A 16096-nucleotide genomic window follows, 5' to 3' on the forward strand; every position below is an offset into this window, starting at 1 on the left:
CCGTAAGGTCGCGCGACGGCTCGTGCCTTTCATGGGTCTTCTCTACTTCATCAACTACCTCGACCGGACCAACATCGGGTTCGCCAAACTCACCATGAGCGAGGATCTCGGTCTGACTGAGACGATGTTTGGCCTGGCCTCTGGGCTGTTTTTCGTCGGCTACCTCTTCTTCGAGATCCCGAGCAACCTGGCACTGCATCGGTTCGGGGCACGGCGCTGGATGGCCCGAATCATGGTGACATGGGGCATCGTCGCCGCGGCTATGGCATTTGTGCCCACGGCGGGCTGGCTCTATGGCCTGAGGGTGGTGCTCGGTATCGCCGAGGCCGGCTTCTTCCCGGGCATGCTGCTTTACCTGACGTTCTGGTTCCCTCGGAAGGAGCGGGTTCGCCTAACGGCGCTCTTCCTGCTGGCGATCCCCATTTCCTCCGCGCTCGGGTCGCCGCTCTCAGCTGCGGTCATCCAGTTCGGTGATGGCCTGTTCGGGCTGGCCGGCTGGCGCGTGATGTTCCTCGTCGAGGGGCTGCCCGCAATACTCGCGGGGCTCATGACCTGGTTCTATCTCACGGACCGGCCGGCGCAGGCCAAGTGGCTCTCCGTGGAGGAGCGCACCTGGCTGACCGACACGATGGAAGCGGAGAACGAGGAGACTGCCCAACGCTTCCACTGGCCGTTGCGACGCGCGCTGACCGACCTGCGGGTGTGGGGACTGGGGATGGTCTACTTCGGTGTCGTCTACGGCCTCTACGCGCTCAGCTTCTTCCTGCCGACCATCGTCGCGGGTTTCGCCGAGACGTTCCAGACGACATACTCGCTTTTCGAGACCGGCCTCATCGTCGCCATTCCGTTCTCGATCGGCGCCGTGGCGATGGTCTTCTGGAGCCGGCACTCAGATCGCACAGGGGAGCGAGTTTGGCACGTCGCCGCCCCCACCCTCCTCGGTGCCGTGTCCATCCCGGTTGCGCTCTACCTGCAGTCGCCGTTCGCCGTGATGTTCGCCGTCACTTTGACCGCCATCGGCGTCTTCTGCGCCTTGCCGGTGTTCTGGTACCTGCCGACGACCTTCTTGTCGGGCGTTGGGGCGGCGGCCGGGATCGCCCTCATCAACTCCCTCGGCAACAGTGCGGGCTTCGCGGCGCCATTCATTACCGGCTGGCTCTCGGATACGACCGGAAACAACAAGGCCGGGTTGTGGGTCGTTGGCTTGGCCATGTTCGGGGCGGCGATGTTGGTGCTCCTGCTTCGGGCGGCACCGCGCCCCGACCACGAGGACCGACCGGACCCCGAGGTCGACTAGCGGGCCCTCGACGTCAACGAGCTGGTGTAGCTTCTCGCAGCCGACGCTGGGCTCAGGCGCGGCCTGACCCCAGCGAGGTCGCACTCTTGTTGAGCCGGAGCACTAGGTGCAGGTCTGTCGCACGGTGCGCCTCACGCCAAGTATCGCCCAGGAGACGGTCGAGGGTGTCCAGCCGACGATAGAGAGTGTTGGCGTGTATGCCGAGCGCCTGCGCCGAGGCGGAATGCCGTCGGCCGTGGTCAAGATAGGCATCCATGGTCGCGAGCAAGGGGACGCCCCTGCGCTTCTCCTCGCGTAGGACCGACCCCAGTTGTGCCTCGACGAGACCCGCCACCTCCTGGCGGCCGGTGTAGGTGAGCAGGATCCGGTATATACCGAGCCCCTGTGCTGTTGCCGCCTCACCGGAGCGGCCGAGCGTGGTCAGGACGTCGACCGTCTGCTGAGCCTCCCGGTAGCTCTGGGCGAGCTCAGAGGCGCCCCGCGCCGGACCGGCGATGCCTATCGTGCGCGATGTCCTGGCATGTTGACGCTGGCTGTCCAGCAGTTCGGCAGGGTCCTCACCCGGAACGACGATGAGCGTGCGCGTGCCGTGCTCGGCGATGACGCTGCCGGCGGGCAGCTGGAGGTCCTCCTTGGTCGTGATCGGCTGGTCATCGTCGACGATCTGCAGCACCATCACGCAGTAGGTTCCCGCCGGGTCCAGGCCGGCGAGGCGGGCCTGCCGCTGCATACCCTTGCTCGTCATGCTCGGTCGAGTGACGAGGTCGAAGAGGAGGGCATTCCGAGCCAGGACGGTCGCCTCCGCTGCCGCCTGCTCGGCGATCAGGGAGAGTGCCACGGCCGGCACCGCACGATCGAGCAACAGCAGCTCATCTGACGCGGGTTCGCCGGTGCAGGTCAACACGAGCGAGCCGAGGTGGCGTCCGGCGAAGAGCACGGGACGTGAGACGAGGTGTCGGTCCGAGAGCTCTATGGTTGCTCCGGCTTCCGGTGCGGCCGTAGCCACGGTTGCTTGCGCCCGGTCCATGTCGTCGTTCAGGGCGAGGTCGCCGGGCAGTGATGACCCTTGCGGCACGAAGACGACGGGCTGTCCGGACAGACCCGAGATCTCCTGAATGAGGTCGTCTACGTTGCCGCCGCGCAGCACCACTTGCGTCAACGTCTTGTCCCACTGCAGGGTCTGCTCAAGCTCCGAAGTCCGTCGCGCGAGCTCGTCGTTGACGGCGTTGAGCCGGGTCACAGTGGACTGGTACTGCGCGACCGACCTGGCGTTTTCGATGACCATGGCCGCGTGCGCGGCCAAGGCCGAGAGCAAGGCCACGTCCTCTTTCCGGAAGTGTCGCTCCTGCCTTGTGCTGGCGAACAGAGCGCCAAGCACCTGGCCGCGCACCTGGAGAGGAACCCCCAGCAGCCCGCGGATGTTCTCCGACCTGGATGCGGCGTCCGCCGTCGGGTCGTGGATAAACGACGACTCGGACTGGTAATCGTGAGTCCATACCGGCTCGCCCTTGGTGATTACCCCGGCAGCGAGCCCCTCTGTAAGCAACATCTCCAGCCCGAGCAGCTGAGAGGTGAGAGAGCCGCTTGCGACCTCGATGACCATGTGATCGTCGCGGACGAGGCCGAGGTAGGCCAGGTCGACGCTGAGCAGCCTCCTGGCGTGGGCGACGACCTCGCGCAACAACACGTCGTGGGCGCGCAGGGTCGTCAGCTGGCCGGCGATCTGGTTGAGAGCCGCCAGCTCGGCGGCACGCTGGCGTCGCTGGTCTAGCAGCTCCCTGAGCTGCAAGGCGGCGCTGAGGTCCTGATCTGCCGCCGCGGCTGCCGCTGCATCAGCACCCGTGGTCGCACGATCTCGCAGCCGAACCAGCTCCGAGATGGGTGCCTCGGCTACCAAATGGTCCAGCCAGCTGTCTTCTCTGGCATCCGAGTCGGCTGGCGGAACGCTTACTCCACTGCTATCGCTCATTGATGGAGAGTATCTCCATTGAACGCCGTCCGGCTCACGGCTACGTTGAAGAGCACTTCCGCAGTGCCCTGAACGTCCCCCAAACCTGCCTTCAAGAGGTGATCACCGTGTTGATCGACGCGCTGCAACGTGAGCTTCCTGCGGACCGGCTGGTGCTGGACCCCGATGTCATGCGCGGCTACTCATACGACCAAGCGGAGTGGGCTGCACACACCCTCCCGGACGTCGTGGTGCGGCCCCGCAACGCCGCCGAAGTGCAGACGGTGGTCCGGCTCTGCATCGAGCACGACACGCCGCTCGTCACGCGCGGCGCCGGGACGGGGCTCTCCGGCGGCGCAAACGCGACAGCGGGATGCGTTGTCATCGTGATGGACCGGCTCAACGCCATCAAGGAGATCAACCCGCTGGAACGGCTCGCCGTCGTCGAGCCCGGAGTGATCAACGATGACCTTCGCGCTGCATGCTGCGAGCACGGGTTGTGGTACCCACCCGATCCCGCCAGCGCCTCATCATCCACGATCGGCGGCAACGTCGCGACAAACGCGGGCGGCTTGTGCTGTGTGAAGTATGGCGTCACCAGAGACTACGTACTGGGCATGCAGATCGTCACCGGCTCGGGGGACCTCGTCAGACTCGGCCGGCGAACCGCGAAGGGCGTCGCGGGCTACGACATGGCTGGACTGATGGTTGGCTCGGAGGGCACGCTGGGCGTGATCACCGAGGTCACGGTCAGACTGCGCCCCATGCGTGAGCCGGAACGAACCGTCGCCGGCTACTTCGACTCCATCGTCGACGCAGGCCGGGCTGTCAGCGCAGTGGCCGCTGCAGGCGTCACGCCCTCGGCGTTGGAGCTGATCGACCGGCACTGCCTGGAGGCTGTAGACGCTTGGAAAAACATGGGGCTGTCCGTCGACGCGAACGTAGTGCTGCTGGGGCGCACCGATGCACCGGGAATCGTTGGTGAGCAGGAGGCCGCCACGATGCTGGACTGCTTCTCTTCCGCCGGGGCCAGCTGGGCTGCGCAGTCCACCGATCCCGAGGAAGCGGATGCCCTCTTCGCCGCAAGGCGGCTCGCGTATCCCGCGCTGGAGCGTCTGGGGCCGGTCCTCACCGAGGACGTTTGCGTGCCAAAGGCTCAGGTGGCGAAGATGCTCGAGCGCATCGAGCGGACCGCCTTGCGCCACGACGTCACAATCGCCAACATCGCCCACGCCGGGGACGGCAACCTCCATCCGCTGCTGGTCACGCCGGTGGGTGACGAGGCGGCAAGGGAACGGGCGCAAGCGGCTTTCGAGGACATCATCAGCGATGCACTAGCACTGGGAGGGACAGTGACCGGTGAGCACGGTGTCGGGCTGCTGAAGATGGCAGGCCTTCGCCAAGAGTTGGACAAGCCCGTCCTGGACATGCAGCGCGCCATCAAGGCAGCGCTCGACCCGCACGGGATCCTGAACCCAGGGAAGGTCTTCGAACCCCGGTGAGATCCGGGTTGTCCGAGTCCACCATCAGATCCGAAACGGATAAGTCGTCGTGGACCGGGTAAAGCGAAACCGGGCGCCTGTGGGATGTCCTGACCATGGCACGCGTTGCAGGCCGAAATAGCGGCCACGCGTCCAGTGTCAACTTCAAAGTCCTGCGAATCGCCCCCCCCGTTGGGACAAGCACCCGGCCGACATTGGCTGACCTTGTGCTGCACATCGGCGCAGGCGATGAGGGCGAACCAGTGATCACGATCATGGGCTGAAACAAAGACTGACACGGCGAGGACCGACACGCGGGGGAGTGCCTGTGGATGAACACCCTTCAAAAGCACTCCCCGCAGGCCAACCTTTCACCACGGCCGGCACTGCGCAGACTGGTGCCCTTCCTCACGCAAACTTTGATTCTCCGATCGAGTGGCCAAAGGTCACCGGGCGCCAAACGCTAGCCATTCCAAAAGCTGAGAACTGATGAACGGGGACGCCAAAAGGCGTCGCGGTGGTGATGAATAGTTTTCCCTTCCGGCCGATCAATTCTGTGCCGCACTCGTTCCACGCAACCGGGCGCTACGCGCCGGCCTCCACTTGCGGACTCTTTTTCGGCGCTGCGCTTATTTCCTCAAAGACTCAGCTCACTCCACCCGGTACCTCGGTGGCATTGCACTCGCTCTGACGGCACGTCATTTCTCTTTAGCCGGAAGGGGCAAACAACGGGCGGCACCCAGAGCCAGCTCACCCCAGAGTCCGACTGAGGAGTTACGTCATGGAGTCCACAATTTTCACCGCCAGAGGAACATCAGATCTTCTCGGAACCGTTCCCGCATTGTTCGGTTTCCACCCCGAGAACTCACTCATCGCGATCGCCACCTATGGGCTACGCAATCGTTTCGGATTCAGAACCGTCATGGGTCAGGCCGAGGGCATGTTGATGCAAGCGCTCCAGATCACCCCCGCTCAGGCGTTCGCCGTGCTCGTACGGCTCTCCCAGAGCAAGAACATCAAACTGCACCTGGTGGCCAGCGACATCGTCAGTCGCGGCATCCGCCCCGAGTTGTTCAACTGACGTTCCGGCTGGGCACCCCGCCGGCTCACGTCCACTCACGTCTCAGGACATCGCCGTCTCAGGACACCGCGGAGGGTGTGGCGTGGACCACGTCTCAGGTGCCGCTGAGGATGACGGTGGCCATGGCGAAGTCGTGGTCACGGCTGGTCGACACGTGCCACGCGTGGCGTCCAGGAACCAACAGGGTCCGGCGAAACGCCTCCCCGACGTGGCCGTGGAGTTCGATCGCCGGACGCTCCCAGTGATCGTGGACCACCTCGATCTCGGTCCACACCAGTTCTTCCTCGCCCAACGGCGGTGGTTTGCCGAAGATCGCGGCAGACCACGCCTTCACCACCGCCTCCTTGACCGCCCACAAGGCCCCTATCCGCTCCACCGCAGCGGGGTCTTGCGCACACACGCACGACGAGCCTGACCCCGGTGACCGATGGTGCACCACCCGGTGCTCCCGCCGGGTGAGGACGCGGTCGAGAAACTTCGATCCCGGCGTGGCCAACTGCTCGGCCATGCCTGACAACGACACCAAGTCCAACCCCACACCCAGGATCACCGCCGTGGCGCCTCGTCGGTCGTGACCGCGGCATAGCGACCTTCGGATCCGAGTCGGGCCGTCGGCTCCAACAGCATCGCCGCCTCGGTCTCGTGCGGGTCGGTGCCGTCGAGATCGTCGGGCAGTCGTCGCGACTGGACCGGTGTGAAGAGTTCCGCGCGGCCGAGCATCCCGGCTTCGCGGTGTCGTGTTCCGGCACGCAAGCGGGCATCGGACCGCTCGCGCCATCTCCCGAGCGCCGCCATTCCTTCGGCGGGAGTGTCGCCGCCCGCCGCGACGATCGCCTCGAATGCGGCGGGATGGACGAGCGCCACGAGTGCCGAGACGTGACCGAACCCCAAAGATGTCAACACGCCAGCTTTCACCAGCCCCCGTGAGCCGACGTCCAATGGCCTGCGCAACCACACCAGGTCGGGATGACTCGCCATCTTCTCGTCGACACAGTCCAGGGCGGCATTGGCAGGCAGTAGACCCGTGCGGAGGATCTGGGTCAGACCGCCGATCTGGAGTGCCGCGGCGCCGCCCTTCGTGTGGCCGACGACGGACTTCTGCGACACGACGAACAGGGGATTGCCCTCGGTCCGTCCCAGCGCGCGCGACAGACGGGTGTGCAGGTCCGCCTCGTTCGGGTCGTTCGCCAGGGTGCTCGTGTCGTGCTTGGACAGCACGGACACGTCGTCGACGGTGACGCCCAACGCCCGCAGGTTGCGAGCGAGCACTGATTCGGTGCCGTTCCGCCCTGCGGCCAGCGCGCCGATGCCCGGCGCGGGGATCGACGTGTGGGCGCCGTCGGCGAAAGTCCGGACGTAGGCGACGACGCCGAACACGGGTAGACCCATGTCCACGGCGATCGACGCGCGGGTTACCAGGACCGTGCCACCGCCCTGGGACTCCACGAAGCCACCGCGACGGCGATCGTTCGCGCGCGAGAGGAACCGCTCGCCGATGCCGCGGTCCAGCATCGACTGGGTGTCAGCAGTGGCGTTCATGGCTCCGAAACCCTCGATCGACTCGACCTGGATGTCGTCGATGGCACCGGCCACCACGAAGTCGGCCTTGTCGCGGAGGATCTTGTCGACGGCTTCGTCGAGCGAGACGGCCGCGGTGGCGCAGGCACCCACCGGGTTGATCATCGCGCCGTATCCACCCACCCACGACTGCATCGTGTGAGCGGCCACGACGTTGGGAAGGGTTTCCTGCAGGATGTCCTGTGGGAAGTCCTCACCGAGATAGCGGTCCACGAACAGTCGACGCATGGAGGACATGCCGCCGAATCCCGTGCCTTGTGTTGAGGCCACTTCGGCCGGGTGGACCACCGACAGGAGTTCGGCGGGGGTGAACCCGGACGAGATGAACGCATCCACAGCGGTCACGAGGTTCCACACGGCGATCCGGTCGATCGAGTCGATCATCGAGGCGGGGATTCCCCACCGAGCGGGGTCGAAGCCGGTCGGGAACTGACCGCCGATTCGGCGCGACATGGTCGCTCGCCGGGGCACCCGTACCTGAGCGCCCACCGTGCGCGTCACGGCCCATTCGCCGTCGTCAGCCACCCTGATGCGGGTGAAACGCGGATCGGCCTCCAGATACGAGCGCGCCTCCGCTTCGTCCCGCACGCTGAACGTCACGTCCCGGTCGAGGTGGATCGCCGCGGATTCGGGGGAGTGGCCTTCCTGCAAGGGGCCGTCCTCCACGAAGAATCTGACGCCGGACCGGGCGACGACCTCGTCGTGGAACCGGTCGAAGATCTCGGCCTCAGGAACCAGGTCACCAGCTGCGTTGTACCAGCCGCCGACCGGCGAGTCGCGCCACGTGACCAGTCCGGTCATCCAGGCGAGTTCCAGCACTCCGGCGCTGGTGAGCTCGACGGTGCTGTCCGGACTGATCCCCAACTCGGCTTCCCACCGTGTCCGGGACGAGCCCCACGGCCCGACCTCGCCGTAGCCGACGATCACGATCGTGTCCTCGAGGCCTGCTGTCACCTCGCCCCACTGTGCAGGATCGGGGTGCGGCCCCTCGGTCCGTGTCGGGGACGGCAGTGCGGCGACCATGACGTCGGTCACGTCGATCTTCTTCGCCGGGGCGGTGATTTTCGCGGGCGAGGCCGAGTTCCGGACGGTTGCGAAGTCGAGGTCGGTACTCAGCCCGCCGGTCAGGTCGGCGTCCAGCGGGGTGCGTGCCGCGTGCTGCCTGGCCGAGGTTGTGCACAGCTGGAGAAGCCGCGCGGCCATCTCGTCGGTGGACCAGGTTCGCACGCCCGCTGCCTCGACGGCTCGGACGAGTGGATCGTTACCGCCCATGAGCCCGGTGCCACGGACCCAGCCGATCCGAGGATGTGCGATGGACACCCGGTCGGCCCAGTCTGCTTCGACGTGCCAGCGGGAGACGATCGCATCGAACGAGGTCTTCGCCTCGGCGTAGGCTCCGTCGCCGCCGAACATGCCGCGATTGGGCGACCCCGGGAGCACCACGTGGAGCCGATGGTCGACCACGGTGTCGCGACCGACCGCGGCGAGCCCGGCGATCATGCGTTCGACGCTCCACAACAGCAGCCGCATCTGGTTCTCGGCCACCGGTCCCGCTTCGGCGAGCGTCCCGTGGACACGCGGTGCGGCAAAGGGGAACAACAAGGTCGGGAGCAGCGCCGGCTTCTCCACGACGGGTGTGCCGCCGACCGAGCGCGTCCAGACGGACCCCACCCAGTCGACGAGTGCATCGACGTCGCGGTAACTGGAGAGGTTCGCCTGGACGAGCCAGAGGCGGGCGCCCGGTGCGGCGTGGTGGCGGTAGAGCTCCTTGGCGAAGTTCAGGCGGCCGGCATCGAGTCGCGAGGTCGTCGCGATGACGGTCGCGCCCTCTGCCAGCAGGCGGCGCACGACGCCACCGGCGATCGAGTCAGGCGTGGCACCTGTCACCACGGCGACATCGTCGCGGTGTGCGCCGATGTTCGTGTCGTCGACTGGCCGGGCCGCAACCTCGGCGATCTGACGGAATCGCGTGGCCAGGTCACGGCGACCGTCGGTCTCGGCACGTTCGGCCCACCACGACGCCTGGGCGGACACGGCGGGCCCGGCCGCGGTGAAGTTCACGGAATCGGGCAGCGTTCCGTCGATCCAGAGCCGCGCGAGATCCTCGCGGACACTTGCCCAACGATCGTCCAGGAGGACCGCGCGTTCGGCATCGAAGGTCGGCGTCACGAGGTCCGCCCACCCCGACCCGAGTTCGGCGGACACGGCTGCCACCACGTCATGGTCATCGGAGGACTCCGCAGGGAGGGCGTGGCGTGCGCCCAGACCCAAAGTGTCCAACAGTTGGCGCGCGGTCGTCGCGAGGACACCAACGGGCCCGGTGACCTTCGCGGCGAAGGCGTCCAGGACCGCGGAGTCCACGGTCTGTCCAGCGTGGTTCGCGTCCGACGTCACCAGTGCCACGGTGATGCCTTGCCGGTCCGCCAAGGACCTGACCGCGGCGTCGACGAGCCCGTCGACCTCCTGTGCGGTGGTCGTAATGTCGGTCGGCAAGGTGCTGAGGTCGCCCTCGCGAGTCGAGGTCCCCTCACGGCTCCCGAGCAGGAGCTCGGCCGTCACGTGGGCCACCCAGCCTTCACCGAGACCCCACGCTGAGGTGACCCGATCGCTGATCCGGGAAGGCTTCACGTTCGCGGCACCCAGGAGTTTGCGCAACCGATCACGGATGGCTTCGGCCAGTACCGGACCGAAGGCGCGATAGTTGTGCACGAGCCTGTTCACCGTGCTGGACAGGGTCACGATGTCGGACTCTGCGGCGCCGTCGATCGAGGTCACCCCGAGTTCGGCCGAGAGGTCCATCAACAACTGATTGCGGCGCGAGGACACGCCGTTGGTCAGAGTCTCGGTCGTGTCGTCATCGCGAATCTGGTCGAGTCGGATTCGGGCGGAATGGGCCACGAGCACCCGCAGGGCCGAGGCCGCGGTGAAGGGAAGATCGGCCACGGCCTCGGCCGCCACCGCAGATGGCGTGACAGGTACTGGTTGAGACCCGGTGGCCGCCGCGGGTTGCGCAGTGGAGACCTCGGGTTCGTCGTCGTCCTCCTCGGCGCTGTCGATGGCCTGCACGTCGGTGTGCAGCACTCGCTCCAGGTCGCGTTGGAGATTGAGGACTGTCACGGAACGTCCGGAGAAAGCTGGCGTTGCCAGCGTCCGCTCGGCGAGGTTGGTCAACGTGGGGGAGCTGGCCAATCCGATCTCGATGGCCTCCGCGACGTCCAGGCCGCCCGCGGTGCTGGAGGAGAACAGGACTTCCTGTGTCTCGATCCACCGCACGGGAGAGGCGAACTGCCAACTCAACAGCTCGATCAGCAGAAGGCGGGCCAGCGCCGGTTCGTCGGTCAGTGCCTCGTCCCAGGCTTCACCGGTGGCGAGGAGCGCACCGATCGCTTCGGAGGGGACGACGTCGAGAATCGACTGGGCGAAATCACGCGACACCTCGAAGGGTCGGGCCACGAGGTTCGGCACGTACGACCCTGTCAAGATCGCCAGGTCGAGATCGTGGGGGATTCGCTCCTCCAGTTTCTGGCGGAACTCGGCGACTCCGTTGCGCAGGACCGCGGAGTGGAAGGGCACGTCGATCCCCGGCACCAGCATGAAGGGTCGCCGTCCTCCCGCGGCCGCGGCTCGTCGTTCGGCGTCCACGGCCAGGACGTCCAGACCGCGCCGGGTCCCGGCGACGGCGTACTGCCGGCCGGCGAGGTTGAAGTTGACGATCTCGATGAACTCGCCGGATTCGTCGACAATTCCGCTGACGTAGTCGGTGATGTCGGCATCGGTCAGGCCGAGCTGGTCCGGTCGCAGGACGCCCATCCGGTAGTTGGATCGACCCTGCTCGTCCCGTTCGACCAACGCGTGCATCGTGCTGCCGCGGTGGAAAACGAGTTCGATCACCGTCTCGACGGGAAATACGCGGGCATAGGCGGCCAGCGCGTTGTACTCGCCCAAGGAGTGTCCCGCGAAGGCCGCACCGGACACGAGCACCCCCTCGCTGCGCATCCGCTCGGTCTGCGCGAACGCGAGCGTGGCCAGCGCCACCTGGGTGAACTGGGTGAGGTGGAGCACCCCCTCCGGGTGACGATAGGTGACGCCGCGCGCGGTGATCTCGGTCGGGTTGTCACGCACGATCGCCAGGATGGAGAAGCCCAGTTCAGCTCGGGTGTGGGCGTCGGCTCGTCGCCAGACGTCATCGGCGGCCGGGCAGGCCGCCCGCTCGTCCAACCCCATGCCCGGCGTCTGGATGCCCTGACCGGGGTACACATAGGCCGTGCGGGGCGCGCGGGTCGTGGCGGTCGCCCGGGACACCACGGTCCCGGCACTGCGGCAAGTGATCTCCAAGGCCAATCCGCCGCCCGTCACCAAACCGGTGCGTTCGAAGATGACCTCGATCTCGGCGTTCAGCTCGACTGGGCCGAACATGCGATAGGTCCAGCCGGCGATGCTCGAGTGCCGGCCGTCGCCAACCGCAGCGCTGACGATGTGTTGGGCCGTGGCCGACAGCCACATGCCGTGCACGAGTGGACCGGTCAACCCGGCGACGACGGCGGCCGTCTGCGAGGTGTGGATGGGATTGAAGTCGCCGGAGACAATGGCGAACGGCGTCATGTCGCCGGGTGCGTGCACGGTGGTCCGGCGCAGCGTCGAACGTGGGGTGTTGCGGACTTGTGATCCACCGCCCCCGGCCCGGGGCGGGTCGCTCGGTGCGGCCGATCCGGTGGCCCGACCCTGGATCGCGAAGCGTTCACGGGCCGACCCGATCTCGCCGCCGCCAGCCAGGTACTGAAGACAGACGGTGACGATCCGCCCGGAGGCCGACTCCTCGACGGACTCGACGTGGGCGACCACCTCGAGCTCGGCGATCCCGCGGTCGATGAGAGCCTGAGGGGACTCGTCGAAGGTGATGACGTGGTCGAGGTGAACGGCGTTGAGCAGGCCTTCGATGACCACCAGGCCGTCGTGCATCGCGGATCCGAGTGCCGCGTAGATGGCGGGCCACGCGGGGCCGAGCAGGGCGTCCGGCACCCAGGAATCCGGCACGAGGTCCGGGGGGAGGGCCGAGGCGGTCACGCCGGCGTGCGACGGGCCGAGGTTCGGGGCAAGTGTGAACACGTGCCGGGCCTGTCCGAACTTGGACAGTTCGGTCGGTTCCATCGTGGGCAGTGCCGAGAGCACGTCCCCGTTGACGGTGGTCGAGACGACCCCCGCCGTCGCCGTGAGCAGCGCCCGCATTTGTTCGGGCAGCCGGTTCTCGTCGATCACCGGGACCCCGCCGCGGCTCGTGGAGGAGGGCAGCAACAGTGGGAGGACGAGTTGGCGAACGGCGTGCTTGTCCGCACCGGCGGCGTCCTCGTCCCAAGCGGTGTCCAGCGTGATGACCATGTCCGCGCTCGCGACGCCATCGATGGTGGGGCGGTCCAGCAGGTCGATACGGGAGTGTGGCAGCCGTGCGGCAGGGTTCGCGATGAGGTGTCCGGTCCACATGATGTGCGGCACGGACCGAATGAACTCGTCCATCGACCGGGAGGGTTCGAGTTCACCGAGCCGGGAGTGGGCGCTGACGGCTTGCGTCCCACCGGCTTCGAGACGAGCGACGGCCGCGTCCTCGAATCGGCCGAGGAGTTCGGCGACGGGTTCGTCGACCCGGTCGATCCCCGCCACCGACACCGGTCCGGGGATGATGCGGACGGCATCGGCTGGGTAACGGTCGTCCTGCGCTTGCCAAAGGCCGTCCTGGCCCCACCACGTGAGCAGGTCCTCGTCGAGGACGGGGACGAACGGCATGGGCTTGGGGTGGCTGCGGCACAGCGTGGGGAACCAGGCCGCGTCGATGGGGGTGACGAGCGTGGTCTCGGCCAGTGGATACTCCTCGACCACGCGGTCGGCGGCAGCGTGGGCGTCCTGGGCGCAAGCGACGGTGGGGAACATCGTGGCGATCTCGCCGTGGTCGAGCGGGGACAGGCGGGCTTCAACGCGCTGCAGCAGGTCATGGAACCGGTTGGTCCACGTAGGGTCGACCCACGGGTGGCACAGTTCGGCGAATCGCCGCACCCACTGCGCGTAGGTCATCGATTCGAGATCGCCGAACCACGGCCGGCAGGTCTTGGCCAGGGCGGCCGCGACCTCGTCCTTGCGGGCGAGGACGGCGGCGGCATCGTTGCCGATCTCGGCGATCAACCGGGCGGCAGCGGCTGCGGGGTTGTCAACCTCGTGCATGTCGGCGCGCAGGTGGGAGAGGCCTGAGGTCATTCCACCGCGCACGGTCCCGGGGGTGATCCAGGCGCCGCCGGACTCCTGCGGGTCGACTCCATCGATGGCCAGCAACACCTGTTTGACCTCGCGAGTGGTGCGGGCCTCCTTGACGGTCATGGCGGCCGTACCGACCAGGACGCCGTCGACGGGCATGACGCGCCGACCGTGACGCTCGGACCATTGGCCCGACAGGTAGTCGGCGGCACGTTCTGGCGTGCCGATGCCACCGCCCACGCACAGGACGAGGTTGGGCGACGACCTCAACGTGGCGTAGGTCTGGAGAAGAAGGTGATCGAGGTCCTCCCACGAGTGGTGTCCGCCGGAGTGGCCGTCTTCGACCTGGACGATCACCGAGACATCGGGGACGGCCCGAGCGATGTCGACGGTGCGCAAGATCTGCTGGACCGTGCCGGGTTTGAAGGTGACGTACGGGAACCCCTCGGCACGGAGGCGGCTGATGAGGTCGATGGACTCGTCGAGTTCGGGCACGCCGGCCGAGATCACCACGCCGTCCAACGGCGCGCCGGACAAACGAGAGCGGGAGACGATCCGCTGACTGCCGAACTGCAGGTTCCAGAGATAACGGTCCAGGTACATGGAGTTGAAGGTCGCGGTGACTCCGGGTGCGAGTTGCTCCCGAAGCAGGTCGAGGTTCCCGGCGTACACGTCCTCCGTGACCTGTCCGCCCCCGGCGAGTTCGGCCCAGAAGCCCGCGTTGGCCGCGGCGGAAACGATCTCGGGGTCGACGGTCGTCGGGGTCATTCCGGCGAGCAGGACGGGGGAGCGTCCGGTGAGCCGGGAGAAGGCGGTGTCGAGCACGGTGTCGCCGTCGGGAAGGCGGACGAGTCGCGGTGCATGATGTGACCAATCCTGCGCGGCTGGGGATTGCGCACCGGGGATGGCCAGTCGCTCTCGTTCCGTCACGTTGCCGGCCATCGCGACTGCCAGTCCCGTGCCTTCGAGGAGATCGCGGGTGAGTCGCGCGATCGTCGTGCCGGGACCGCAATCGAGCACCCAGGCTGCTTCGCCTGCGGCGATCCCGTCGACCTCGGTGGGCCAGTCGATGTGATCGGTCAGCACCTCACGGGCGATCTTCTCAGCGTGGGCGACGTCGAGTCCGCAGGCGTCCGCCCACACAGCGACCTGACTGACGGCGTCCTCCATCAGTTCGGAGTGGAACGGCGCACCGACGTCGAGGAATTCGCAGGCCACGTCGGAGTTCGCGGCGTCGGTTACGCGTCGAAGGTCCCGCGGAGAGCCCGAGAGAACGTGAATGGCGTGGTCGTTGCGCACGCCGATCGACACCGGGTGATCGGGGTCGGTGATCTCGCTGACGAGACCGTGGAGTTCCGTACGCGAGAGGCCCCGGACGGCGACCATCGGGGTGGCCGCGTCGCGTCGATGGAGCCCGAGATCACGGCTCTGTCGGCCGGCCGCCGCGCCGATCAGCCTCGCAATGGCGAAAATGCGAGCGAGCGCTTCGGGTGCGCGACTGGTCCACGCATCGTGCAGATGGACGGCGAGCACGCCTTGGGAATGACCGGCCATGGACACCGGTCGGTTTCGTCGAGTGTCGAGCCCGTCGGCCGCGAGTGCGAGCAGCGTGGCGTACTGGCAGAGCAGGATGCCGGGGACGGACAACTCCGGCGACCAGTCGGCGAGGCCGACCGCCGTGGCCTCGACGCCCTGGGGGCTGAACGGGAGGTCAGCCACCCCAAGTGTCATCAGATCCATCCGTACCGCGGACAGGACCTCGTCCGAACCCGCGATCATCCTCATCGCCGGGATCGTGATCGTGGTGTCGGCGGCGAGATCTTCCCACACGGACCGCCATGGCGAGGACTGTCCTGCGAACACCAGCGCGTAAGGCTCCTTGGTCAGGCGAGGAAGGAAGGCACTGGGAACGGTGTGGCTGATCGTCATGAGCGGCTCGTTTCGGTGAGACAGTAATCCAGTGAACAAGTGTTCACTGAGAAAGTGTTTCACACGGGTGGGTCAGGACAAACCAGGCCTACGTCGAGTGAACGCCTGTTCGCTCGGCCCGGCTTCCCCTTCGCGGTCGGTCATCATGGTCGTGGCCCTGTTCTGGATCGCCCTGTCGTACTGGTCACTGGCGGACCGGGTCCGGGTGGATATTACGGGCAGGTCGGCGCCGGTGTGCAAGGTCCGACGCGCGGAGTAGAGCGGGTCGTCCTTGCGGCCACAGTGCCCGTGGGCGGCCTGCTGGACCCGGCGCCGGCACTGGTCCAGGGCATCGCCAGCCAAGCGGACTACGTGGAAGGGATCCATCACCGCGACCGCGTCGGGCAGTTCCTCGGTGGTGGCGGTCTTGAACCCGGTGAACCCGTCCATCGCGACCACCTCCACGGCATCGCGCCAGGACTGCTCGCGCTCGGACAGCCAGGTCTTGAAGGCCTGTTTAGATCGGCCCTCGACCATGTCCAGCAACCGTGCTGGGCCGGCGC

7 protein-coding genes and 1 pseudogene are annotated in these 16096 nt (G+C 67.0%); 4 read left to right on the top strand and 4 right to left on the bottom strand.

Annotated features, from left to right (window positions below; translation table 11 throughout):
• On the top strand, window positions 1-1297 hold a 1297-nt coding region (locus H7290_RS12425), incomplete at its 5' end, for an MFS transporter (protein WP_290514331.1).
• A 52-nt stretch (window positions 1298-1349) separates the two neighbouring features.
• On the opposite strand, the gene H7290_RS12430 is transcribed toward H7290_RS12425, so the two are convergent.
• Window positions 1350-3266, bottom strand: a complete 1917-nt coding sequence (locus H7290_RS12430) for a GAF domain-containing protein (RefSeq protein WP_290514332.1) — start codon at window positions 3264-3266, stop codon at window positions 1350-1352.
• 107 nt (window positions 3267-3373) lie between these two features.
• Between H7290_RS12430 and H7290_RS12435 the strand changes: the two genes are divergently transcribed.
• The 3 genes from H7290_RS12435 (at window position 3374) to H7290_RS12440 (ending at window position 5807) form a co-directional block, all read left to right on the top strand.
• Window positions 3374-4747, top strand: coding sequence for an FAD-linked oxidase C-terminal domain-containing protein (locus tag H7290_RS12435; RefSeq protein WP_366927632.1), 1374 nt, complete (start codon window positions 3374-3376; stop codon window positions 4745-4747).
• A 77-nt stretch (window positions 4748-4824) separates the two neighbouring features.
• The gene (locus H7290_RS21360) at window positions 4825-5010 is read left to right on the top strand and encodes a DUF6573 family protein (RefSeq protein WP_366927633.1); all 186 of its coding nucleotides are present in this window, start codon (window positions 4825-4827) and stop codon (window positions 5008-5010) included.
• 497 nt (window positions 5011-5507) lie between these two features.
• The gene (locus H7290_RS12440) at window positions 5508-5807 is read left to right on the top strand and encodes an ANTAR domain-containing protein (RefSeq protein WP_290514334.1); all 300 of its coding nucleotides are present in this window, start codon (window positions 5508-5510) and stop codon (window positions 5805-5807) included.
• 94 nt (window positions 5808-5901) lie between these two features.
• Here the strand turns inward: H7290_RS12440 and H7290_RS12445 are convergent, their stop codons facing one another.
• From H7290_RS12445 to H7290_RS12455, 3 genes and pseudogenes are all read right to left on the bottom strand, one after another.
• A complete protein-coding gene (locus tag H7290_RS12445) occupies window positions 5902-6357 on the bottom strand; it encodes a holo-ACP synthase (protein WP_290514335.1) in 456 nt (151 codons plus the stop codon).
• Window positions 6354-15554 (bottom strand): type I polyketide synthase, encoded by a 9201-nt coding sequence (locus H7290_RS12450; RefSeq protein WP_290514336.1) that lies wholly within the window; start codon window positions 15552-15554, stop codon window positions 6354-6356. The genes H7290_RS12445 and H7290_RS12450 overlap by 4 nt, the downstream gene beginning before the upstream one ends.
• A gap of 219 nt (window positions 15555-15773) precedes the next feature.
• A pseudogene (locus H7290_RS12455) lies at window positions 15774-16096 on the bottom strand (transposase); the annotation flags it as partial.

This window comes from Aeromicrobium sp. (genome assembly GCF_014378035.1).
Classification (GTDB): domain Bacteria; phylum Actinomycetota; class Actinomycetes; order Propionibacteriales; family Nocardioidaceae; genus Aeromicrobium.